The organism is Renibacterium salmoninarum ATCC 33209 (assembly GCF_000018885.1).
Classification (GTDB): domain Bacteria; phylum Actinomycetota; class Actinomycetes; order Actinomycetales; family Micrococcaceae; genus Renibacterium; species Renibacterium salmoninarum.
The window spans coordinates 901,483-923,772 of sequence record NC_010168.1 but is presented as its reverse complement, the minus strand read 5'-3'; the positions used below and the strand labels follow the sequence as shown (position 1 = coordinate 923,772).

Below are 22,290 nucleotides of genomic sequence, written 5' to 3'. Positions count from 1 at the left end.
ACTCCAGCGTTTCAAGCAATCGTCGATGCCCTTCCAAACGGCACCGGACTCGGCGCTCAGGTTGAATCGCCCCGGCGTGTCCGGAGACTTTCTTGTTTGAGAGGATCAGGACATGGCAGGGAAAACTACGACACGGTATCCGCAGGAGTTGAAGGATCGTACGGTGCGCATGGTGGCGGAGATGGAGGGTGCGTCTTCGGAGTGGGCGGCGATGCAAAAAGTTGCCCAGCTTTTGGGTGTGGGTGTGCCGGAAACGGTGCGTAAATGGGTCCGGCAAGCCGAGATCGATGTTGGTACTAGAACTGGAACAACGAGCACGGAATCGGCCGAGCTGAAACGGTTACGGCGTGAGAACGCTGAGCTGAAACGGGCGAACGCGATCCTTCGGAGTGCTTCAGCTTTTTTCGCGGTCGAACTCGACCGCCACAACACTGATCGTGAAATACATCAAGGACCATGCCGGTCACCGCGAGAATAATGGATTGCGGTGGGGTGTCGAGTCGATCTGCCAGGTGCTTACTGGGACGGGGTGAAGACCACCCCGTCCACGTACTACGAATGGGTGGATAAAACACGATCTCACCGAGAACAACGTGATGAGGTGCTCAAGCCCGTGATCCAGAAGGTGTATGCCGCTAATTACGGGGTTTACGGCACCAGGAAAGTCTGGTTGGCGATGAACCGTGAAGGTGTGCCGGTGGCCAGGTGCACGGTAGAACGGCTCATGGGGTTACTTGGCATACAGGGTGCGGTCCGTGGCAAGGTCAAACGCACCACGATCAAAGACTCGAAGGCAGCCCGAGCGAAGGACTTGGTCCGCCGTGATTTCACACCAACGGCACCGGATCGGCTATGGGTAGATGATTTCACCTATGTTTCGACCTGGTCCGGGTGGGTCTATGTTGCCTTCGTGATCGATGCTTACTCTCGGAGGATCCTGGGCTGGTCAGCGAGTGCTTCTATGAACACCGTGCTAGTGCTCAACGCAGTTAATCAGGCAATCTGGAGTCGTGAACGGGCCGGGGCTGAGATTTCCGGGGTGATTCATCATCACGATGCCGGGGCTCAATACGCCTCCTTGGCCTTCACCGAACGCCTGGCCCAGGCCGGTATCCGCCCCTCGATCGGTTCTGTGGGTGATAGTTACGACAACGTCTTGGCGGAAACCATCAACGGGCTTTATAAGACCGAGCTGATCAAACCCGGCAAGCCCTGGCGGACTCTAGAAGAAGTCGAAATCGGCACCGCTGAATGGGCCGATTGGTACAACCACCGAAGGCTCTACCAGTACTGCGGAGACATCCCACCAGTAGAGCTAGAAAACCACTACTACAATCACTACCAGAGCACGGCAGCCGCCGACAGGCTCATCGTCTGAGAAACCCTCCGGACACACCGGAGCGATTCACTTCCTGCGCGGAGAGCAGCTGAGCATTTCCGCTGATGATGCGCATACTTTCCCAAGGACCAAGCACCCGAATGACTGCTAATCCGTGCAGATCAGACGGCTCCATAATGCGGCTCAGCGCTGCTCGTGCCAGTCGTGAATCAGCCCGGGTCATCGAGCTGCGCCTTGATTTCGCATCTCTAAAGCTTGGCCAATCTGATCTGTTCCCGGACGATCGAGGTCAGCCAGATCTGCCAAGGTCCACGAGATTCGAAGCACCCGGTCATAACCACGTGCCGTCAAGCTCCCTCGTTCAAGCGCAAAATCAATAGTTCGGGTGCTCGACTCAGTCAATCTCAGCGGGCCCCTTAGGATTCGGCCTGAGACCTCGGCATTGAACTTTAGCTCGAAGGCCGAAAGCCGCCGGATGGCTCGCTCCCGAGCAGCAAGCACCCTGCCCGCGGCCGCAGCACTTGGCTCTCCGCCGGTCTGTGAAGATAGTTGAGCCAGAGAAAGTCTGTTGACGTTCATTTGAATATCAACCCGGTCCAAAAGCGGCCCTGAGAGTCTGCCGAAATATCTTCGGCGAGCAATTGGTGTGCAGCTACACTCCAGACCCTTTCCGCTAGCATTCCCGCAAGGACAAGGATTAGCGGCAAGAACAAGCTGAAATCGTGCCGGGTAGGTTGCCACCCCGGCGGAACGGTGAATGACGAGCTCCCCGCTTTCTAACGGCTGACGCAACGCATCTAGGACCCGACGTTCGTATTCTGGCGCCTCGTCTAAAAAAGCACGCCCCGATGCGCTCGCGACGCCGCACCGGGGCGCGGCATGCCCGAGCCGCCGCCAATAATTGACGCAGTGCTCGCCGTATGGTGAGGGCATTCAAACGGAGGTCTGCGAATAAGTTCGGTTCGCCCACCCGCCAATCCATCAATCGAATGAATGGCAGTTACTTCCATCGCTTGGCCATCATCAAGATCTGGAAGTATGCCAGGTAGCCGTTCAGCCAGCATCGTCTTTCCAGCACCCGGCGGGCCGACAAGAAGCAGATGGTGCCTGCCAGCTGCCGCGACTTCGAGGCCTGCCCTCGCCCCCGGCTGCCCTGCTACATCAGCCAAATCTAGTTCCTTAGCACTCTCAATATTTGGCACTGTTTCGTCAAAACTTGGCCAATCTTGGAGGACTAATTCCGTGGCATTCGCCCCGAAGCTCAAGGCCACATGCGCCAAGGAATCGAATCCTTGGACACTTGCCCCAGGCACCAGCTGCGCTTCGCGCACATTGCCGGGCGCCACCACGAATTGCTCGTACCCTGCTTTGACCGCTGCAACCACGGAAGGAAGTATTCCGCGAACGGGGCGGAGCCGTCCGTCGAGACCTAGTTCAGCCAAAAACACCGTTCGACCCGGGTCACGCACATCGTTTGCCGCTCGCAGTGCGGCCATTACGATGGCCAGATCAAAAGTACTGCCTCTTTTGGGCAACGATGCCGGCAAAAGATTCACGGTGATTTTCCGCCGACTCAGAGGAATTCCGGAATTATGTGCCGCCGCACGAATTCGTTCCTTCGCCTCAACTAATGAGGCATCAGGCAAACCCAAAAGCTGGAAATTAGGCAACATCTGCCCGATATCTGCTTCGACCTCAACGATGTGACCTCGGAGTCCGACCAAAGCTACTGAAAACGAGCGCCCCAGCGTCATCCGAGACCTCTAAGATGCTCCAGACGAGGCTCTTCGCCTTGAGGGATCAGTACCGCAACAGCATCTATCCTGATGGGCGACGAGAAAAATCCGTGATGCCTAGCCCACAGCACTGCCAAAGTTCGCAACCGACGCAACTTCGCATCAGTAATCGCTTCAAAGGGATGCCCGTAACGCAAGCTCCGCCGCGCTTTGACCTCAGCTATCACCAAGAATTCGCCGTCGAATGCAACTAGGTCTATTTCGCCGCTGGGACAACGCCAGTTGGTATCAACAATTCGAAACCCTCTGCGTTCAAGGAAGTCCGCGGCAAGGTTCTCGCCAAGCTTACCAAGCTCTATTTTCGTTCTCATCTGCCAAGCATCCAAGACAAAACTACCGAGGAATGGCAAAAAGGAGCGTGGGCCAACGAATGTGGAAAACTGCAGCAGATTCACTACCTGTGGAGGGGAAGTTGCTTCGATTGCCGCAGCAACTGAAAGTTCAACAAATAATGGAAACAGTCTGTCGCATATGTTTAATTCCTGCTAGCCTGAAGATGCGTTGAACGCATCTTCAGAACCCCGGAGCTACGGCTTCGGGGTTCTCATTGGCGGGGATTTAGCTCAATTCCCTAGATCGTTGCCAAGATCGGAGGCTTTGAGCAATTCCAAATCATCGCTTTTGGCAAGCTCTTCAACGTTGACATCTTTGAAGGTAATGACTCGAACATTTTTGACGAATCGAGCCGATCGATAGACGTCCCAAACCCAGGCATCTTGCAAAGTTAGATCGAAATACACTTCACCGTCTGCAGATCTTGCCTGTAGATCGACGTGGTTCGCCAAGTAAAACCTTCGCTCCGTTTCGACCACATAGGTAAATAAACCAACTACATCGCGATACTCCCGATAGAGCTGTAATTCCATATCGGTTTCGTAGTTTTCAAGATCCTCGGCGCTCATTCAACCATCATGCCCTATCCGCTCGTACGGCGCTGCCTAGACGCCAACTCATCCGATGCCACTGGCTTGCACCGTGCAAATCAATGGCGTTGCGGTGCGATGCAGTCGCGTAACCTTTATTGATCTTCCAGCCAAATTGAGGGTTGGCTGCGTCTAACTCAATCAAAATCGCGTCTCGCTCTACCTTTGCCAATACACTCGCCGCCGCAACACTTAGGCAGCTGAGATCAGCTTTTATCTTGGTCTGAACCGGCACATCAACACCGAGCTCTTCATCCGCCGTCGGCGTATCGAAGATGCTCAGTTGCGCGCTGGCGAGCCAATTGTGATTTCCATCCAAAATGACAGTCTCAGCTCGAACTCCCGCCGCCAAAAGCTGATTCCAAGCTCTAGTGCCAGCCAACCGGAGGGCTGAGGTCAGTCCGCCCGCATCAATTTCAGCGGCAGAGGCATGACCCACCGCATGACCGACTGCCCAGTGTTTGATCAAGGGCACCAGACTCTCGCGTTCCTGAGCTGAGAGCAGTTTAGAATCCTTCACACCGGCCAACGGTTTTTGCGCCGAAGCATCAACAACAACCATGCCAACGCTCACTGGCCCCGCAAGCGCACCGCGGCCAACTTCATCGGCACCAGCAACAAACCTGATTCCCGCGGTCATCAGCGACCGCTCAAAGGCTAGCGTCGGAGCGATTGATTCAGATTTCGGTACCGGTTACTTCCCAGTCGGAACTGGATCCGGGCTGGAAACTGGCGTCGACGTCGGCGCCGGGACATCCCGGAAAGTATCTGGGTAGTTGCCCAACACCGTCCAACGATTCAGCGGCCAAGCTAACAGTCCAGCTGCACCCTCGACGTCGTTCTGGTCGATAAAGCCTTGACTGTTCAAACTCTGATGCCACCGTGAGTCGGCCGAGTTATTTCGGTTATCGCCCATGACCCAAATTTTTCCCGCCGGAACCGTGACGTCGAAAATTGCGTTAGGGCCGGCCATATTATCGGTTCCGGGGTAAAGATACGGTTCAACCAGGCCCTTACCGTTGACGGTGATTTGCCCTTGCGCATCGCAACAAATGACATGGTCCCCTGGCAGACCAATAACGCGTTTGACCAAATGCTGCTGCGATTCATCCGGCATTAATCCGATGAACGTCAGCGACTCTTTGACCCAGTTCACGGATTTTTCCGGCGCGGGCGGCAGCCAGCCTTGCGTGTCCTTGAACACCACAATGTCGCCACGTTGCAGCGCAAATGGGTGCGGCACAAGTAGGTTGACGAAGATCCGATCGTCTTTCAACAAAGTGTTGTTCATTGAATCTGACGGGATGTAGTAAGCGCGGAACAAGAATGTTTTGATCACAAATGACAAGATCAGCGCAATGACGATGACGATCGCGATCTCTTTAAACCAAGACCAGGCACCGTTACGTTTCGGATCGGCTTTTTTCGCGGCTGCTTCGCTGCGCTGTGCAGATTCCGCTGGGTCGAATCCTTCGTCAGGTTCAACTGAGGTGGGCACCGTAGCCTGCTCTTTTTCTAGATCGTTCTCGGCGTCAGCACGACGTCGGCCATGGCCAGTCTCCGGCGTAGGTTCTTGAGCCGTTTCCGGCGTGGGGTGCGACATCTACTGTGCGCCTTTCTGAACTTCAGGACCAATAAAAGTCCGCGGAACCGTTCCAAACCGATTGAACGGCCAAAGAATTTGGCTTGGGCGACCGATCACTTTATTTACCGAAACCAGTCCACCACCAGGCTTACCCAGCAAAGAACGAGAATCCGAAGACACTGATCGATGGTCACCCATCAGCCACAACTTACCCTGCGGCACCACAACATCAAAAGACATTGTGCTGGGATCCTCCCCCGGAAATACATAGGGTTCAACAAGAGTTTCGCCGTTGACTGTGAGTTTTCCATCAACAGTGCAACATTTTACCTCATCACCGGCAACGCCAATGACTCGTTTCACATACACAGTATCGCTACCGGCAACACCAAAAAACTCGCCAATTCCGGCAAGTGCATCCACGATGGGACCACGACCAGAATTCAGCGGATCGAACGAACCTCGGCCATCAAAAACCACGATGTCGCCGCGATTGATCGGACCAAAGGTGTAATCAGTACGCGAAACCGCAACTCGATCCCCCACTAATAATTGTGGGTCCATCGAATCAGAGGGGATGTAATAGACCTCTACCCAGAATGCGCGAATCAGCGCACTCAGAACAACCGCGATGGCGACGGCGAGCAAAACAAAGCGCCAACCCAGTTTCCTGGGTCGGCGCTCAGTGTTTGATGTCAAACGAAAATCCGCCGACTACTTCTTGGTAGGAGCGTTATCACGCTTCTCTTTGATCTTCGCAGCCTTGCCTCGCAGATCACGCATGTAGTACAGCTTCGCGCGACGAACGTCACCGCGGGTGACGACCTCGATCTTTTCGATGATCGGTGAGTGTACCGGGAAGGTACGCTCTACACCGACGCCGAAGGAGACCTTGCGAACGGTGAAGGTTTCACGCACGCCGTCGCCCTGGCGACCGAGCACGAAGCCCTGGAAAACCTGGACACGAGAGCGGTTACCTTCGATGATGTTCACGTGCACCTTGAGGTTATCTCCGGCGCGGAATTCGGGAACATCGCTACGCAGGCTGGCTGCGTCTAATGAATCTAGGATGTGCATTCTGCAACTCCTGGCGAACGCCACAGGTCATTCACTTTTGATGACGGCAGTCAAAGTCGAGACAAGTCAAAAACTTCGCTTCCGGAGCATTGTTTAGCCGGTCTGAGCACGGGACGGCCCGACCGGAGCGTTCGCTTTGTGGGCACTATCCCCCTGTGGTAGGAAGAACCCAGCAAACACAAGTACTAATTCTGCCACATGAACACTAGTGAGGACCAATTCAGCCCAGTTCGGAAGTCCTAGTCAAGACGCCGTCGACCGTTAAATAACCAGACTCGCGCAATACCGCCAGATCCGCTCGATCAAGAATTGCTGGATCCAGCTGCGTTAACAGGTCTGGCCTGCGCTGCGCGGTTCGGCGAAGTTGTTCGTCCCGGCGAAATCTGGCAATTTTGGCATGGTTTCCGCTCAACAACACGGCGGGGATATCAACACCACGCCAAGCTGAAGGTTTGGTGTAAACCGGGTATTCCAAGAGGCCATCTTGGTGGGACTCCTCTAGCAGCGAGTCGGGATTACCAACTACTCCCGGCAAAAGACGGGCGGTTGCTTCGACCATGGCCATAACCGCCACCTCGCCCCCATTGAGCACGTAATCGCCCAAACTCATGGGACGAACAGTAAACGACTCACGGGCCCAGTCCACCACCCGTTCATCAATGCCCTCATACCGCCCGCAAGCGAAGACCAGATGAGATTCGGCCGCGAGTTCTTCAGCGATCCGCTGGTTAAAAACTTCACCAGCAGGCGAGGGAACAATCAAGACCGGTTTACTTTTCGCCGCTGGCTCAACAACAGATGCCAGAGCTAGGGCCCAGGGTTCGGGCTTCATCACCATCCCGGCACCACCACCATAAGGAGTATCGTCCACCGTACGGTGCCGATCGGTCGTGAACGCTCGCAGATCGTGGACGTTTAGCTCCAACAATCCGTCTTGTCGCGCTTTTCCGATCAGTGACAGTTCAAGCGGTGCCAGATAGTCCGGAAAAATACTAATGACGTCAAGACGCATCTATTCTGCGTCCTTGCGGTTAATGTCGAATAGCCCACCTGGTGGTACTAACCGGATGAACCCAGCCGCAATATCCACCTCAGGAACAATCTCGGCAACAAATGGGACCAACACTTCTTCGCCGGCGGCTGTGGTGATTACTAAGAGATCTTGGGCCGGCATCGGGTTGAGCGCCGAGACCTTCCCGACCGTTTGATCGCCAACTCGGGCTTCCAAGCCAATCAATTCGTGTTCGTACCAAGAATCCGATTCGGATTCATCTGACGCTACCGAATCCGTTTCGAAAATCAGTCGAGTGCCACGGAGTGTCTCAGCGCGATTGCGGTCATTGACTTCTTCAAAACCCAACAACAAGATGTCTTTGTTCCAACGCGCGGTTTCTACCGTCAGCGGCCCTGCCGAAGTCGGTTCGGTGCTGAAAACGGCACCCGCGGAGAATCGCTCTTGCGGGGTATCAGTCAAGACCTCGACCGTGACTTCGCCGCGAATGCCGTGCGGTTTGCCGATGCGTCCAACGTGGACTTGCATGCTTCTCCTGATGCTGGGTTGAAGATGAAATTGGGTTGGAAATGAAAGTGCTCCGACACTTTTCAGTGCCGGAGCCACAATCTTAGCTGTTTACCGCGAGGCTACGCTGAGCTCAGCGCCGCCGGTCCGTGTCGACGACGTCGACTCGGACTTGGTCGCCACCGGAAAACGCGCCAACAACCGTTCGCAAGGCGCGAGCGGTTCGGCCTTGACGACCGATTACTCGACCAAGGTCATCCGGGTGAACCCGAACTTCCAAGGTCTCGCCACGCCGATTATTGCGAGCGGCAACGCTCACATCATCGGGGCTGTCTACGATACCGCGTACCAGGTGCTCCAAAGCCTCGGCCAACAAATTACTCAGCCTCGGTGGTTTCTGCCGCTTCAGTGGTTGCAGCAGCCGGCTCTTCAGCGGCTTCTGCAACCTTCTTCTTCGGGGTGATAGCTTCCTTGGTGATGACCGAGCTCTTCTCCGGCGCTACGAAAGCGTCTTTGGTGGCTTTGGTCTTCAGGCGGCCTTCAGAGCCGGTGAGGCCCTTGAATTTCTGCCAGTCACCGGTGATTTTCAGGATCTGTGCAACCTGCTCAGAAGGCTGTGCACCGACGGAAAGCCAGTACTGAGCGCGCTCTGAGTTAACCTCGATGTACGAGGGATCTTCGGTCGGGTGGTATTTGCCGATCTCTTCGATGGCACGGCCATCACGCTTGGTGCGTGAGTCCGCAACGACGATGCGGTAGTACGGGGCGCGCATTTTACCAAAGCGCTTAAGGCGAATCTTAACGGCCACTTTTGTGGTCACTCCTGTTTCTGAAACGAGTCGAACCCCGTGTCACGCTCCCGTGGGGCGGGCCGATCTGAGGGTTCTAAAGGACACAATGCGCACGCAGAGAGAGGGGCTGCGCGGATCGAGTACCTGTTCATTATGCCAGATGCTTCCGCAGCATGCGAACTTCAGCCGGGCAGTTCTTACGCTGTGATGTAATACAGCGTCAATCTGGCATCTTCATCCGCTGCGATAACCTGGGCGGCCAAGCCCGCGATGCTTCGTAAGAGTGGCTCAGCTACCTCGACGGTGCTGGCGAGTTCTTCAGTAGCCGCCCAAGCCGCCGCTAGCTCGGTAACTTCTTCCTGATCTTCCAAGGTGGGCAGCTCAGCGAAAACTTCCACTAGTGCATCAGGAAGCACCATAAGTTGGTCAAGATCAACATCAACCATTCCTAGCGCGGTCTCTGTGCCGGTTGCGTGGACGGTCTTTACCGCTAGCTCGCCAAGAACTTCAAGGTCAAGATCCGTGGCTTCACCCAAATCAATGAGATTTTTCGGTGCCGAGCCGTTTCCTCGGGCAAAACGGCTGGCTTCGTGGTGGGTAGCAATGAACAGCTGATTGGTGGACATGGCATGGCCTCCCATGGATCGTTTGAGGTCCGGTGTTCGGGCCTCCGTCGAGTCCACAGTATCTGGAGATTCGGAGCTTACGAACCTTTGCCTATCCTGCTATTGGTCGTGTTGCGCCGGGCATATCGTTTTCTTGTTATGCCAGCGCTAAATCTGTCATCATTGCAACCCGAACCCCCAGCCCGTCAAGACCGAGTTCGCGTTCGCGTTGACGCAGGGCTAACAACTGATTCGCAGGTTCTTCCAGCACTGCAAAGCCGCATCGCGCATAGAACGGCGCGTTGAAAGATACATCGCGGAAGGTACATAGCGTCATCTGCCGATAACCAGCATTCCGTGCCCAAGGTTTTGGCGGTTTCAACTAACGCCCGGCCAATCCCTTGACCTGAGTCGCTTGGGAGCACCGAAATCTGCTCCAAATGGGCTTGTCCGTCGACCTCATCAACTCTGGCTAGCCCGCAAAGCCTCCCGGATCTCTGCGCAACCGCAACAAACTTTCCTTGCCGATATTCTGCTAGGGAGCTTGCTTCAGGTAGCCCAACCATGTTAATCACGGCGTCTGCCGCAGTCTCGATCTCAGGAAGCTTCTCGTAGTCTTCTGCTCGCGCTGGCCGAATCTTGAACTCCATAGCACCAGCCTAGCCTTGCGGATCAGAGTTCTTGGTGTTCAGTCTGCTAACCTCGGAGCATCCACACGGGTGCCCTTGGCAAAGGGCTGAGATCGGGCTGATACCGCCTGCGACCGTTCGAACCTGTCCGGGTTATTCCGGCGAAGGAAGTAGGAAATACCTTCATTTCTGCTCAAAATCACCCTGCCCACTCCTTGGATTTTCTTAACGACGGTGAGCTGCGCGTTCCCGTCACACGAATCGCGCTCGATGATTCGCCAGAAGGCGCTAATCCGGACTTCATCACGTACCGCACGGCCGGTCCCGGCAGCGATCCTGTTCGTGGCCTGCCGCCGCTTCGCGCTGGCTGGGTCACTGAGCGCGGCGACGTCGAAATTTATCAGGGCCGGCGTCGAGATCTTTCCGACGACGGACGCTCAGCGGTGCGCCGAGGCGCGGCCTCTGCCGAATGGCAAGGTGCCAAACCGGAACCACGGCGCGCGTTGCCAGGCAAACGCGTGACCCAAATGCATTACGCTCGCGCCGGCGTCATCACCAAAGAAATGCGTTTTGTCGCGTTACGTGAGGACTGCGACGTCGAGCTGGTGCGTTCCGAACTGGCTGCCGGTCGAGCGATCATCCCTAACAACATCAATCACCCCGAGTCTGAGCCGATGATCATCGGCAAGGCCTTCTTGGTCAAAATCAACGCCCATATCGGCAACTCTGCGGTGACCTCTTCGATTGCTGAAGAAGTCGACAAAATGCAGTGGGCCACCCGCTGGGGTGCGGACACAGTCATTGACCTGTCTACCGGCGACGATATTCACACCACGCGCGAGTGGATTATCCGCAACTCCCCCGTGCCGATCGGCACTGTGTCGATCTACCAGGCGCTAGAAAAGGTCAATGGTGATGCCTCGGCGCTGACCTGGGAGATCTTCCGAGACACCGTGATTGAGCAATGCGAACAAGGCGTTGATTACATGACCATTCACGCCGGGGTGCTGCTGCGTTACGTGCCGCTGACGGCAAACCGCGTGACCGGCATCGTCTCCCGCGGCGGTTCGATTATGGCGGGCTGGTGTTTAGCTCACCATCAAGAGAATTTCCTCTATACGCACGATGACGAGCTCTGTGAGATTTTTGCTCAGTACGACGTCGCGTTTTCCCTAGGCGATGGCCTGAGGCCAGGTGCCACCGCAGACGCGAACGACGCCGCCCAGTTCGCGGAGTTGGATACCCTGGCCGAACTGACGGTGCGGGCTTGGGAATTCGATGTCCAGGTGATGGTCGAGGGGCCAGGCCATATTCCCTTCCACCTGGTGCGGGAAAACGTTGAACGGCAACAGGAACTCTGCAAGGGTGCCCCTTATCTACACACTGGGACCTTTGGTCACCGATATTGCACCGGGCTACGACCACATCGCCTCGGCTATCGGTGCCACCGAGATTGCTCGTTACGGCACTGCGATGCTTTGCTACGTGACGCCCAAGGAGCACTTGGGTTCGCCGAACAAAGACGATGTTAAGACCGGCGTTATCACCTACAAGATTGCTGCACACGCCGCAGATCTGGCGAAGGGACATCCTGGCGCACATCTGCGCGACGATGCGCTGTCCAAAGCACGATTCGAGTTCCGTTGGCGGGACCAGTTCTCGTTATCGCTGGATCCGGCCACGGCAGAAGCCTTCCACGACGAGACCTTGCCTGCTGAGCCGGCGAAAACCGTACACTTTTGTTCAATGTGCGAGCCAAAGTTCTGCTCAATGCGAATCTCTCAAGACATTCGCGCAGAATTTGGTGGCGCAGCAGCACAAGCAACGTTAGTGGCCTCGATCGAGGAAATGCAGGCTGGTCTCCGGGCAAAGTCCGAAGAGTTCGTCGCTGCCGGTAAGGAAATTTACTCGGAATCCCGGTCCTAATTTCACTTGTGCGCAGTTGAGTCGGATGTTTATCCACAGAACCCGGCTCAGCTGCGCACAAGTGACCGATAGCGTCGGGCTTCGGCGGTAAACTGTGGTGATGCGACGCCACCAGCTACCTCAAGAACTTCCCCGCCCCGCATTCACCTTGGCCCAAGCAAAAGAACTTGGCGTTTCGCGGTCTCGGAGCACCGCCGCTGATTTAGAGATCCCCAGCAGGGGGCTACGGATAGTCAAAGGCTCTGATGCGAAGTTGTCCGAGCTAGTCCAAAGCCATCTGGCGGCAACCCTGGAGCGTTCGCAAGCCACGTCACGGCCGCGATCCTCTGGCAGATTCCCCTGCCCTACTGGCTCGAAGCCAGAGCGGAATTGGATATCAGTCGTAGGCAGCCCGCTGCCCAACCGCGGCGAAAGGGCGTCCACGGTCATCGACTACGAATCGAGCGAAACGAAATTACCTTTCGCCGCGGAGTTTGGCTTACGACGCCGGAGCGAACGTGGCGCGATCTAGCAACCATTCTGACCGAGGAAGATCTTGTGGTCGCTGGCGATTTTCTAGTACGCGCACGCTCGCGGGATTTCGGCAAGCACCGCAAAGCGTTGTGTGGCGTGGCGGAACTCACCGAGCTGCTACCAGTACGGGCGAAAGCCAACGTACTACGTCGTGCTGCCGCAGCAAAGATACGTCCCGGTGTGGATTCACCACAGGAAAGTAGACTCAGGCTGCGCTTGATTGCGGCGGGCTTACCGGAGCCCACGGTAAATCATTCGCTCGACGACGAAATCGATGGCCGTCCACTCCGCTGGGCAGACCTGGCCTACATCAACTACAAAATTGTGATCCAGTACGAAGGCGATCATCACCGCAGCCGAAATCAGCTAGCAGCGGACATCGCAAGGGACGACGGCTGGCAGCACGCGGGTTGGACGATAGTTAGGTTGACTGCGGCAGATTTGCAAGCACAAGGAGCATACGCAGTGGCCAAAGTTCGAGCCGCACTCGTGCGATCTGGTTGCCCGCTGGACTAACTGTACGCCACTTGTGTGCAGATAAGCCGGGTATTGGATCGCTCCACCCCGCTTATCTGCGCACAAGTGAAGCGCTGAGCTCCCTGATGTGATGCAAATGACGCGGAGCACATGACGCGGCGGCTAAGCGGCTAAAAACTCTTTGATCGCTCGCTGACCGTTCTCGGTATCTTGCGGTCGGTGGCCGCCGCCCGCCACCAGATGCTGCGCCCCAGTGCTGGAGAGATATTCCGCAACTTCTTCATACATAGGCTCCCAGCCACCGGTGAGTACCAGAGTGGGTACGCCAGGCACAATATCGAGCGGGGCCGCCCATGCTGGCGCCTGCAAGCGAAGCCGATGCGCGGAACGTAAAGCCTCAGCGTCGTCCGGGTCTAAAACTCGAGCGGCCTCACCAAACGCAAGCTGAGCGAACTGACGGTGATAGCCGACGTCGTCCAGCGTGGCCCGCTGATCGAAGACTGGCTGCATAAGCTTCATATGCGCAGCGGTTGCCGGTAAGTCCTTGGTCAATGACAGACATGCCGGCTCACACAAGGTCAGCGAATGGACCAAGTCTGGACGCTGGACTGCCGCCATCATTGCCGAGATCGCACCTTGAGCATGCGCGACGACGTGACCGCCTTGTTGTCCATCGAGCTGCAGATTGTCAATGACTATTTGCGCATCGGCAACAAAATCGGTGGGCAACGGCTCCAGCACCGCATCGAAGCCCGACCTGCGTACAAAGAGGCAATCGAAGCTGCCTGCCAACACATGTTGTGCGGGCCAAGCCGCAGCACCGAAGAACCCACTGCCGTGGACAAAGACAACGCGCCTAGACGAGCTAGAAGTAACAGCCAATAGCCTGGTTCAGCCCGCTTCTATTTGCCGAGGAACTTGTCAAAACCCTTGGGCAAATTCATGGCCGTTGGGTCGAACTCTTGGTTTTGCGCGCCAAAGGCAGCACCAGTGGGTGCGCTGCTCTTCGCAGATCGCTTCTCCTCAGCGTCGCGCAACTGCTGGGCGGCCTTGGCTGGATTTCCTGACCGGGCTTTCTTTTTGGGCGCGTTTTTTGCTCCCTTACGCGCACCACCGGCACCAGGAATACCTGGCATGCCAGGCATACCGCCGCCAGAAGCCATCTTTTTCATCATCTTCTGCGCTTGGCCAAAACGTTCCAACAGACCGTTGACCTCGGAAACGTGCACACCTGAACCACGTGCGATGCGCGCCCGGCGTGAACCATTGATGATCTTGGGCGCAACACGCTCATGCGGCGTCATCGAACGAACAATTGCTTCGACCCGGTCAATCTCGCGCTCATCAAACTGCTCAAGCTGCTGGCGAATATTTTGCGCGCCCGGCATCATCATGAGCATCTTTTTCATCGAGCCCATATTGCGAATCTGGTTCATCTGAGCCAAGAAGTCTTCGAGTGTGAAATCCTCTTGGTCAGCGAATTTCTTCGCCATCCGAGCGGCTTCATCTTTGTCCCAGTTCTTCTCTGCCTGCTCGATGAGCGTCAGGACATCGCCCATATCAAGGATGCGCGAGGCCATCCGGTCAGGATGGAAGACTTCGAAGTCATCTAGCGACTCACCGGTCGAGGCGAACATTACCGGTTTGCCGGTGACCGTTGCCACCGAAAGTGCGGCACCACCGCGGGCGTCGCCGTCGAGCTTTGAGAGCACGATGCCGGTGAAATTCACACCTTCATCGAAGGCCTGCGCGGTAGCAACCGCATCTTGGCCGATCATCGCATCAATGACGAAGAGCACTTCGTCCGGCGAGATCGCTGCCCGAATATCTGCGGCCTGCTGCATCAATTCTGCGTCAACACCCAAGCGACCGGCGGTATCAACGATGACGACGTCGTGCAGCTTGCTGCGTGCCTCGGCCAAGCCTGCTTGTGCTACCGCAACCGGGTCACCAGTAGCAGACTCAAATTCGGAAGAAACACCAGGATGCGGGGCAAAGACCCGCACACCGGCCCGTTCGCCGTTGACCTGCAGCTGCTTGACCGCGTTAGGACGCTGTAGATCCGCTGCCACCAAAAGCGGTGAGTGCCCCTGGCCCTTAAGCCATTTAGAAAGCTTTCCAGCCAAAGTCGTTTTACCAGCACCCTGGAGACCAGCCAACATGATGACCGTCGGTGGGTTCTTTGCCAGACGAATCCGACGGGTCTGCCCACCAAGAATTGCCACAAGTTCTTCGTTAACAATCTTGACGATCTGCTGCGCCGGATTCAGTGCGGCGTTGACCTCCGCACCCATGGCACGTTCACGAACTTTGCCGGTGAATTCGCGCACCACAGGCACCGCGACGTCCACATCGAGCAAGGCGCGCCGAATCTCCCGGACTGTGGCATCGACGTCGGCTTCGGAAAGCCTGCCCTTGCCACGAAGATTCTTGAAGGTTGCGGCTAGCCGATCAGCAAGTGAATTGAACACCAGAGGTTATCTTTCGAAGAGGTCTAAGAAGTCTAAAGCTTTGAGTGGATCAACTATCAAGGATACCAAGGTCAACGGATCAAACTGCCAGATTGATCCCTGCCAATCTGGCAGCGAAAGTGACATGCTGGGTAGGTGGCTGAAACAAAGCGAAATTCTGAAACCGGCAGTATCCGAACTCTGCTCATCCTGGGTGCCTCTGGCGACCTGACCGGAAGGTTGCTACTGCCCGGCGTCGCGCGGTTGATCGCGGCAGGGCGAGCAAAAAACCTGACTGTGGTTGGTGCTGGCACCGGCGACGCACCCGCTGAGCCTTGGGACAAAAGAGTCAGCAGAGTCTTCGGCGATGCTGCCAAGGAGGCAAATGCAGCTGGTCGCACCGCGCTAGCAAAGGTCGAAAAGACCAGCGTCTACCACCAGATTGATGTCACGGCGCCGAGTGAATTGCCCGCGTTACTAGCAAAGTTGACCGGGCCAGTTGCAGTCTATTTCGCCTTACCGCCTGCGGTGAGCCAGCGTGCCTGCGAAATTTTGACCGCGGCAGACCTGCCGGCAGAAACTCGGCTAGTGATGGAGAAGCCATTTGGTTCCTCGGTCGAATCTGCGGATCGACTCAATGAGACGCTCGCTGCGCTGGTACCTGAAGACCATATTCATCGGGTGGATCATTTTCTTGGCAAATCCACGGTATTCAATATTCTGGGCCTTCGCTTTGCGAATCGACTTCTCGAACCACTCTGGAATGCGGATCACATCGAGAAAGTAGAGATCGTTTTCGACGAGGACCTCACGTTGGAAAACCGGGCTGGATATTACGACCGGGCTGGCGCGCTGCGCGACATGATCCAAAGCCATCTGCTCCAGATCATGGCAATCGTCGCCATGGAGCCACCGGCTACCCTCAGCGAGCAAGACGTGCGCGATGGCATTGCCACCGTACTGCGGGCCAGCACTGCGGAGCCAAAGAACAGTCGACGAGCCCGCTATTCTGCCGGGAAAATTGGCCGACGGAAGGTGCCTGATTACGTGAGCGAATCCGGCGTTGACCCGAAAAATAACACCGAGACGCTGGCTGAAGTTCAAGTTTCAATTGCTAACTGGCGTTGGGCTGGCGTGCCCTTCACGCTGCGCTCGGGTAAATCTTTAGGTAAAGCCCGTAAAGAAGCGATCATCACGTACAAGTCCGTGCCGCATTTGCCCACTGGATTCCTTGGCACCGACTCGCCTACCCGACTGCACATCGGTTTTGGACCCGACACGCTTCGACTAGACCTCGATGTCAATGGACCTGGCGATCTCTTCACCTTGAACCGGGTTCGGCTGGAAGCGGATCTAGCTGGCGATCCGTTGCTGCCCTATGGTGAAATGCTCGACGGCGTGCTCAAGGGCGATCCGTTACTCTCGGTCCGGGGTGATACTGCCGAGCTGTGCTGGCAAATCGTTGAACCAACGTTGAAAGCTTGGCAGGCAAACAAAATTCCGATGGATGACTACGCCGCCGGAAGTTCGGGGCCAGCGAGTTGGCCTACTAGTAGCGAACCTGCCTAGGCCCGGAACGCAATTGAGATAGCGAGACGACGTGGGGCTAGCTAGGAAACATGTTTTCTGGCTAGCCCCACGTCGTCTCGCTATCTCAAACCGAATGAGTACCGGTCAGACTGCAGCAGTACCCCGCTCACCGGTACGCACTCGGACAGCTTCATAAACATCAACGGTCCAGACTTTGCCATCGCCAGCCCGTCCGGTGTTCGAGCTCGAAATAATCACGTCGACTATGTCATCTACCTGATCATTTGTTGCAAGTACTTCTATCCGAATCTTGGGCAGCAAATCAACCACGTATTCGGCACCCCGATAGACCTCGGTGTGACCACGTTGACGCCCATAACCGTTAGCCGCACTGACCGTGAGGCCTTGCACACCATAGCTCTCTAAAGCGCCACGAACGTCGTCAAACTTCTCCGGACGAATGATCGCTGTGATGAGTTTCATGCTTCCACCCTAGTGTTCTCGTCCGTGCTCTTGGCAGGTGTTGGCACCACAGACTCGGACTCAGCCGGCCGTCGGCGGAGCGCCTCATCCAAGGGATGGAATGCGCTGCCCACTCTGCCACCAAATTCGTAGGCAGTCTCGGCATGAACTGAAACATCGATGCCATTGACTTCGTGCTCTTCCGAGACCCTGAACCCCATGGTTTTGTTGATAATCCAACCCACGATAAAGGCGACTACGAAAGAGTAGATCAACACGGCAAAGGAACCGATGGCTTGCTTACCCAATAGCTCAAGTCCACCGCAGTAGAACACCCCAGTGCCACCTGCCGGCGATCCGGGGTTTGCTGCAAAGCCGATAAACAGTGTGCCCAGCAAGCCACCAACTAGGTGCACCCCAACAACGTCAAGTGAGTCGTCATAACCCAGCTTGTATTTCAGACCAACAGCTAGGGCACAAACTACTCCGGCTAGCACGCCAAGAACGATTGACCAGACCGGAGTGATAGCAACTGCCGCTGGCGTAATAGCCACCAGACCAGCCGGCGCAGCCAAGGTATTAATCCAAGCAATACCGGCAACGCCGTTGGCGGCCAGAGCCGAGCCAGCATTGAAACCGAACCAGCCAAACCAGAGCAAACCGGCGCCGAGCATCACAAACGGCAAGTTATGCGGACGGTGGCTGGGATCCTTACCAAAGCCAAGGCGTTTGCCCAAGACCAATGCCAGCGCAAGCGCAGCAGCACCCGCGTTGATGTGAACGGCGGTACCACCGGCAAAGTCAATTGCGCCGAGGCCCTGACCGATCCAGCCACCAATCGGGTTCCCGTTCGCATCTTTATTGAAGTCAAAGACCCAGTGCGCCACCGGGAAGTAGACCACCGTGACCCAGATGCCAGCGAACAACATCCAGGCACCAAATTTCGCGCGGTCGGCGATTGCGCCGGAGATCAACGCCACCGTAATGATTGCGAACACCGCCTGGAAACCAACGAAGGCAATTTCCGGAATGGTGCCAACCAAAGGCATGCCGTCACCGGTTTCGAGAATGCCGTTCAGCCCAAACTTTTCGAATGGGTTGCCCAGCAGGCCACCAGCGACGTCGGTGCCGAAGGCCGCCGAGTAACCTTAGAGAACCCAGAGCACGCCGACTAAGGCGATTGCTCCGAAGCTCATCATCATCATGTTGAGTACACCCTTGGACCGCGTCATCCCCCCGTAGAAGAACGCCAGTCCGGGCGTCATGAGCAGAACCAGTGCTGCTGAAACCAACACCCAAGCGGTATCACCTTCATTCATGAATGCCGCGCCCCTTTCCCAATTATTTCTCATCTAGTGCGTCAGTGATTGAACACGCCGCGCGGAGGCGGCGTCACTGTTGCCTTTGAGTCTGGCGAAATCGTGTTTCACCTAAAAGGGATCTATATTGCAGCGAGGTTACAAGGGGCAACCGGGCGTAAATGCTGCGTCACGCTGATGTTTCGAACAGGTAAATTCGATGTCTAGAGCTGCCAAATAGGCTCAGTTCAGAATTGCGTCCACAAATTGCTCCGCATCAAACGGGGCAAGATCGTCAGCACCTTCGCCAAGGCCAACTAATTTGACCGGTACGCCCAAACTCTTTTGAATCGCCACGACGATGCCGCCCTTAGCAGTGCCGTCCAGTTTGGTCAGCACAATGCCGGTGATATCGACTACTTCAGAAAAGACCTTTGCCTGCGTCAAACCGTTCTGACCAGTGGTCGCATCCAGAACCAGCAACACTTCGCCAACATTGGCAAGTTTTTCAATGACGCGCTTGACCTTGCCAAGCTCGTCCATCAATCCGACCTTGTTTTGCAGGCGGCCAGCCGTATCAATCATCACCACATCGACTTCTTGCTCGATGCCAGACTTCACGGCTTCGAAAGCCACCGAAGCCGGGTCAGCACCGTCGACGTCGGACTTGACCGTTGGCACGCCTACTCGCGCACCCCAAGTAGCCAGCTGCTCGGCAGCCGCGGCGCGGAAAGTGTCTGCCGCGCCGAGCAGTACATCTTTATCCTCAGCGACCAACACGCGCGCGAGCTTACCTACCGTGGTGGTTTTGCCAACGCCATTGACGCCGACCACTAGCACGATGGCGGGAAGCTCACCTTGGCGGCTGACAGCCAACGAGCGATCCATGCCTGGGTCAACTAGTTTGATGAGTTCTTCACGCAGCATCGCCTGAACTTCTTGCGGGCTGCGGCTACCCATGATCTTGACGCGTTCGCGCAAAATCTCTACCAATTCAAGACTAGGTTGTGTGCCGATATCGGCAAGCAGCAGCGTTTCTTCGAGCTCTTCCCAAACGCCTTCATCAATCTTGTCGCTGGAAAGTAGTGCGAGAAGTCCCTTGCCTAGGGCATTGTTTGACTTTGACAGACGCGCGCGCAGACGTTGTAACCGACCCGCTGGCGGCTCCGGCGTCTCCACGATTGCCGTACCGTCGCCGGGAAAGACAACCAAACCTTCGTCTGATTCTTCGACCAAGACCGGCGGCACCGAGCTTTCGCCAGTGGCATCGCGATCTTCAGTAAGCGTTCCGCCGGGAGCAGGGTCGTTAGCGTCTCTGGTAGCACTATAGGAGTTCCTATTGCGCGAGGTCTTGAGGAAGACGGCCAGCAGGCTGCCAAGCACGGCAAGTCCGACGACGATGTACAGAATCAGAAGCCAAATGTCATTCACTCACCAAGCTTCTCATAACGCAGCCGCCGATAATCAGCGTGAATCGCTCCGGTGTGTCCGGAGGGTTTCTCAGACGATGAGCCTGTCGGCGGCTGCCGTGCTCTGGTAGTGATTGTAGTAGTGGTTTTCTAGCTCTACTGGTGGGATGTCTCCGCAGTACTGGTAGAGCCTTCGGTGGTTGTACCAATCGGCCCATTCAGCGGTGCCGATTTCGACTTCTTCTAGAGTCCGCCAGGGCTTGCCGGGTTTGATCAGCTCGGTCTTATAAAGCCCGTTGATGGTTTCCGCCAAGGCGTTGTCGTAACTATCACCCACAGAACCGATCGAGGGGCGGATACCGGTCTGGGCCAGGCGTTCGGTGAAGGCCAAGGAGGCGTATTGAGCCCCGGCATCGTGATGATGAATCACCCCGGAAATCTCAGCCCCGGCCCGTTCACGACTCCAGATTGCCTGATTAACTGCGTTGAGCACTAGCACGGTGTTCATAGAAGCACTCGCTGACCAGCCCAGGATCCTCCGAGAGTAAGCATCGATCACGAAGGCAACATAGACCCACCCGGACCAGGTCGAAACATAGGTGAAATCATCTACCCATAGCCGATCCGGTGCCGTTGGTGTGAAATCACGGCGGACCAAGTCCTTCGCTCGGGCCGCCTTCGAGTCTTTGATCGTGGTGCGTTTGACCTTGCCACGGACCGCACCCTGTATGCCAAGTAACCCCATGAGCCGTTCTACCGTGCACCTGGCCACCGGCACACCTTCACGGTTCATCGCCAACCAGACTTTCCTGGTGCCGTAAACCCCGTAATTAGCGGCATACACCTTCTGGATCACGGGCTTGAGCACCTCATCACGTTGTTCTCGGTGAGATCGTGTTTTATCCACCCATTCGTAGTACGTGGACGGGGTGGTCTTCACCCCGTCCCAGTAAGCACCTGGCAGATCGACTCGACACCCCACCGCAATCCATTATTCTCGCGGTGACCGGCATGGTCCTTGATGTATTTCACGATCAGTGTTGTGGCGGTCGAGTTCGACCGCGAAAAAAGCTGAAGCACTCCGAAGGATCGCGTTCGCCCGTTTCAGCTCAGCGTTCTCACGCCGTAACCGTTTCAGCTCGGCCGATTCCGTGCTCGTTGTTCCAGTTCTAGTACCAACATCGATCTCGGCTTGCCGGACCCATTTACGCACCGTTTCCGGCACACCCACACCCAAAAGCTGGGCAACTTTTTGCATCGCCGCCCACTCCGAAGACGCACCCTCCATCTCCGCCACCATGCGCACCGTATGATCCTTCAACTCCTGCGGATACCGTGTCGTAGTTTTCCCTGCCATGTCCTGATCCTCTCAAACAAGAAAGTCTCCGGACACACCGGGGCGATTCAGTATTGGCCCCGGAACGAAAGAAGAACCCAGTGTCAAAGAGAGCGTTCAAGAGCTTTACGATAAAGTTTTGGGGCCACGACCTGACGGGAAACGTAGCCTTGTAGCCGGTGTCCAACAGCTTTACGCAGGTGTCCTAGGCCCACGACCTGATGGGACCCCTAGTCTTCGCGACGGCGTAGCTCAGCTTCAGGCAGGCGTTGCAGGGCCAAGCACTCCCGGCAACCCCAGCCTGGTCGATGGCATCGCCCAGCTCAAGACCTGCGTTGTAGGTCCTCGTCCTGATGGCACCCCTGCTTTACAAGCTGGTGTGAACCAGCTTTACGCAGGCGTTATCCAAGGCACAGCCACAAAGCCCAGCCTAGTTGCCGGCGTCAACCAGCTCTACTCCGGAGTCATCGAAGGCACCTCCAGCAAGCCAAGCCTTGCCAGCGGCGTCGAACAGATAAAGTACGGCATCAACGGAGACAACGGCGGCCAGGAAAACCTGCTTAACGGTTCCGGACGCCTAGCCGATGGCACTGCCCAAGCACTTCAAGGCATGTAAACCGACCCG

Annotated in this window: 20 protein-coding genes, 6 pseudogenes and 1 riboswitch; of the genes and pseudogenes, 5 read left to right on the top strand and 21 right to left on the bottom strand. The window is 56.3% G+C overall.

Translation table 11 applies throughout. The annotated features are described in order from the left end of the window. Nucleotides 1–112: 112 nt before the first annotated feature. Nucleotides 113–1,378 (top strand): annotated as a pseudogene (locus RSAL33209_RS04705) (IS3 family transposase). On the opposite strand, the gene RSAL33209_RS17745 reads toward RSAL33209_RS04705, so the two are convergent. The 15 genes and pseudogenes from RSAL33209_RS17745 to RSAL33209_RS19965 form a co-directional block, all read right to left on the bottom strand. Next, nucleotides 1,368–1,562, bottom strand: a complete 195-nt coding sequence (locus RSAL33209_RS17745; protein ID WP_041684453.1) for a hypothetical protein — start codon at nucleotides 1,560–1,562, stop codon at nucleotides 1,368–1,370. The pseudogene RSAL33209_RS04705 and the gene RSAL33209_RS17745 sit on opposite strands and share 11 nt — an antisense overlap. Continuing rightward, a pseudogene (locus RSAL33209_RS04695) lies at nucleotides 1,559–3,093 on the bottom strand (YifB family Mg chelatase-like AAA ATPase). Before RSAL33209_RS04695 ends, RSAL33209_RS17745 begins: the two are co-directional and overlap by 4 nt. Beyond that, a complete protein-coding gene (locus tag RSAL33209_RS04690) occupies nucleotides 3,090–3,446 on the bottom strand; it encodes a YraN family protein (RefSeq protein ID WP_041685198.1) in 357 nt (118 codons plus the stop codon). Before RSAL33209_RS04690 ends, RSAL33209_RS04695 begins: the two are co-directional and overlap by 4 nt. 252 nt (nucleotides 3,447–3,698) lie before the next feature. Further along, nucleotides 3,699–4,037, bottom strand: a complete 339-nt coding sequence (locus RSAL33209_RS04685; RefSeq protein WP_012244516.1) for a DUF2469 domain-containing protein — start codon at nucleotides 4,035–4,037, stop codon at nucleotides 3,699–3,701. A gap of 7 nt (nucleotides 4,038–4,044) precedes the next feature. Beyond that, entirely contained in the window at nucleotides 4,045–4,698 is a 654-nt protein-coding gene (locus tag RSAL33209_RS04680) for a ribonuclease HII (RefSeq protein ID WP_012244515.1), read from the bottom strand. A 54-nt stretch (nucleotides 4,699–4,752) separates the two neighbouring features. Further along, nucleotides 4,753–5,661: a signal peptidase I gene (gene lepB / locus RSAL33209_RS04675; RefSeq protein WP_012244514.1), complete on the bottom strand. Its 909-nt coding sequence runs from the start codon at nucleotides 5,659–5,661 to the stop codon at nucleotides 4,753–4,755. After that, nucleotides 5,662–6,342, bottom strand: coding sequence for a signal peptidase I (lepB, locus tag RSAL33209_RS04670; protein ID WP_012244513.1), 681 nt, complete (start codon nucleotides 6,340–6,342; stop codon nucleotides 5,662–5,664). A 15-nt stretch (nucleotides 6,343–6,357) separates the two neighbouring features. Continuing rightward, on the bottom strand, nucleotides 6,358–6,720 hold the full coding sequence (rplS, locus tag RSAL33209_RS04665) for a 50S ribosomal protein L19 (RefSeq protein ID WP_041684451.1): 363 nt from the start codon (nucleotides 6,718–6,720) through the stop codon (nucleotides 6,358–6,360). Nucleotides 6,721–6,940: 220 nt separating this feature from the next. Continuing rightward, the gene (gene trmD, locus RSAL33209_RS04660; protein WP_012244511.1) at nucleotides 6,941–7,732 is read right to left on the bottom strand and encodes a tRNA (guanosine(37)-N1)-methyltransferase TrmD; all 792 of its coding nucleotides are present in this window, start codon (nucleotides 7,730–7,732) and stop codon (nucleotides 6,941–6,943) included. Next, the gene (rimM, locus tag RSAL33209_RS04655; protein ID WP_080503763.1) at nucleotides 7,733–8,260 is read right to left on the bottom strand and encodes a ribosome maturation factor RimM; all 528 of its coding nucleotides are present in this window, start codon (nucleotides 8,258–8,260) and stop codon (nucleotides 7,733–7,735) included. It abuts the gene before it with no gap. 112 nt (nucleotides 8,261–8,372) lie between these two features. Then, a complete protein-coding gene (locus RSAL33209_RS04650) occupies nucleotides 8,373–8,615 on the bottom strand; it encodes an RNA-binding protein (protein WP_012244509.1) in 243 nt (80 codons plus the stop codon). Nucleotide 8,616: 1 nt separating this feature from the next. Beyond that, nucleotides 8,617–9,048: a 30S ribosomal protein S16 gene (gene rpsP, locus RSAL33209_RS04645; RefSeq protein ID WP_041685195.1), complete on the bottom strand. Its 432-nt coding sequence runs from the start codon at nucleotides 9,046–9,048 to the stop codon at nucleotides 8,617–8,619. Between the two features lie 179 nt (nucleotides 9,049–9,227). Further along, the gene (locus tag RSAL33209_RS04640) at nucleotides 9,228–9,656 is read right to left on the bottom strand and encodes a hypothetical protein (protein WP_041684448.1); all 429 of its coding nucleotides are present in this window, start codon (nucleotides 9,654–9,656) and stop codon (nucleotides 9,228–9,230) included. 136 nt (nucleotides 9,657–9,792) lie between these two features. Then, nucleotides 9,793–9,972 carry a hypothetical protein gene (locus RSAL33209_RS18565; RefSeq protein ID WP_233494272.1) on the bottom strand — a complete coding sequence of 60 codons (180 nt, stop codon included), beginning with the start codon at nucleotides 9,970–9,972 and terminating at the stop codon, nucleotides 9,793–9,795. A 28-nt stretch (nucleotides 9,973–10,000) separates the two neighbouring features. Continuing rightward, a pseudogene (locus tag RSAL33209_RS19965) lies at nucleotides 10,001–10,201 on the bottom strand (GNAT family N-acetyltransferase); the annotation flags it as partial. Between the two features lie 139 nt (nucleotides 10,202–10,340). Beyond that, nucleotides 10,341–10,451, top strand: a riboswitch (TPP riboswitch). Between RSAL33209_RS19965 and thiC the strand changes: the two are divergent. After that, nucleotides 10,450–12,190: pseudogene (thiC, locus tag RSAL33209_RS04630) on the top strand (phosphomethylpyrimidine synthase ThiC). (Overlaps the previous riboswitch by 2 nt.) 369 nt (nucleotides 12,191–12,559) lie before the next feature. Beyond that, entirely contained in the window at nucleotides 12,560–13,219 is a 660-nt protein-coding gene (locus tag RSAL33209_RS04625; protein WP_012244504.1) for a hypothetical protein, read from the top strand. Nucleotides 13,220–13,342: 123 nt separating this feature from the next. On the opposite strand, the gene RSAL33209_RS04620 is transcribed toward RSAL33209_RS04625, so the two are convergent. Both RSAL33209_RS04620 and ffh read right to left on the bottom strand, forming a co-directional pair. Further along, nucleotides 13,343–14,062 (bottom strand): alpha/beta fold hydrolase, encoded by a 720-nt coding sequence (locus tag RSAL33209_RS04620; protein ID WP_012244503.1) that lies wholly within the window; start codon nucleotides 14,060–14,062, stop codon nucleotides 13,343–13,345. Between the two features lie 20 nt (nucleotides 14,063–14,082). Then, on the bottom strand, nucleotides 14,083–15,651 hold the full coding sequence (gene ffh, locus RSAL33209_RS04615) for a signal recognition particle protein (RefSeq protein WP_012244502.1): 1,569 nt from the start codon (nucleotides 15,649–15,651) through the stop codon (nucleotides 14,083–14,085). A 135-nt stretch (nucleotides 15,652–15,786) separates the two neighbouring features. On the opposite strand from ffh, the gene RSAL33209_RS04610 reads away from it, so the two are divergent. Then, nucleotides 15,787–17,199: a glucose-6-phosphate dehydrogenase gene (locus RSAL33209_RS04610; protein ID WP_012244500.1), complete on the top strand. Its 1,413-nt coding sequence runs from the start codon at nucleotides 15,787–15,789 to the stop codon at nucleotides 17,197–17,199. A gap of 105 nt (nucleotides 17,200–17,304) precedes the next feature. Here RSAL33209_RS04610 and RSAL33209_RS04605 read toward each other — a convergent pair whose 3' ends face one another. The 4 genes and pseudogenes from RSAL33209_RS04605 to RSAL33209_RS04590 form a co-directional block, all read right to left on the bottom strand. Then, entirely contained in the window at nucleotides 17,305–17,643 is a 339-nt protein-coding gene (locus RSAL33209_RS04605; protein ID WP_012244499.1) for a P-II family nitrogen regulator, read from the bottom strand. Then, nucleotides 17,640–18,941 (bottom strand): annotated as a pseudogene (locus RSAL33209_RS04600) (ammonium transporter). The gene RSAL33209_RS04605 and the pseudogene RSAL33209_RS04600 overlap by 4 nt, the downstream one beginning before the upstream one ends. Before the next feature lie 222 nt (nucleotides 18,942–19,163). After that, nucleotides 19,164–20,351: a signal recognition particle-docking protein FtsY gene (gene ftsY, locus RSAL33209_RS04595; RefSeq protein ID WP_012244496.1), complete on the bottom strand. Its 1,188-nt coding sequence runs from the start codon at nucleotides 20,349–20,351 to the stop codon at nucleotides 19,164–19,166. A 69-nt stretch (nucleotides 20,352–20,420) separates the two neighbouring features. Next, nucleotides 20,421–21,686 (bottom strand): annotated as a pseudogene (locus RSAL33209_RS04590) (IS3 family transposase). A 118-nt stretch (nucleotides 21,687–21,804) separates the two neighbouring features. Here RSAL33209_RS04590 and RSAL33209_RS04580 point away from each other — a divergent pair. Next, complete coding sequence (locus tag RSAL33209_RS04580) at nucleotides 21,805–22,281, top strand: hypothetical protein (RefSeq protein WP_012244495.1); 477 nt, start codon at nucleotides 21,805–21,807, stop codon at nucleotides 22,279–22,281. The last annotated feature ends 9 nt before the right edge of the window (nucleotides 22,282–22,290 follow it).

Excerpts from the sequence above, each read along its gene's own strand:
- lepB (WP_012244514.1), bottom strand. The coding sequence starts at position 5,661 with ATGTCGCACCCCACGCCGGAAACGGCTCAAGAACCTACGCCGGAGACT.
- RSAL33209_RS17745 (WP_041684453.1), bottom strand. The coding sequence starts at position 1,562 with ATGACCCGGGCTGATTCACGACTGGCACGAGCAGCGCTGAGCCGCATT.
- RSAL33209_RS04685 (WP_012244516.1), bottom strand. The coding sequence starts at position 4,037 with ATGAGCGCCGAGGATCTTGAAAACTACGAAACCGATATGGAATTACAG.
- RSAL33209_RS04690 (WP_041685198.1), bottom strand. The coding sequence starts at position 3,446 with ATGAGAACGAAAATAGAGCTTGGTAAGCTTGGCGAGAACCTTGCCGCG.
- rimM (WP_080503763.1), bottom strand. The coding sequence starts at position 8,260 with ATGCAAGTCCACGTTGGACGCATCGGCAAACCGCACGGCATTCGCGGC.
- RSAL33209_RS18565 (WP_233494272.1), bottom strand. The coding sequence starts at position 9,972 with ATGACGCTATGTACCTTCCGCGATGTATCTTTCAACGCGCCGTTCTAT.
- RSAL33209_RS04605 (WP_012244499.1), bottom strand. The coding sequence starts at position 17,643 with ATGAAACTCATCACAGCGATCATTCGTCCGGAGAAGTTTGACGACGTT.
- RSAL33209_RS04640 (WP_041684448.1), bottom strand. The coding sequence starts at position 9,656 with ATGTCCACCAATCAGCTGTTCATTGCTACCCACCACGAAGCCAGCCGT.
- trmD (WP_012244511.1), bottom strand. The coding sequence starts at position 7,732 with ATGCGTCTTGACGTCATTAGTATTTTTCCGGACTATCTGGCACCGCTT.
- rplS (WP_041684451.1), bottom strand. The coding sequence starts at position 6,720 with ATGCACATCCTAGATTCATTAGACGCAGCCAGCCTGCGTAGCGATGTT.
- RSAL33209_RS04680 (WP_012244515.1), bottom strand. The coding sequence starts at position 4,698 with ATGACCGCGGGAATCAGGTTTGTTGCTGGTGCCGATGAAGTTGGCCGC.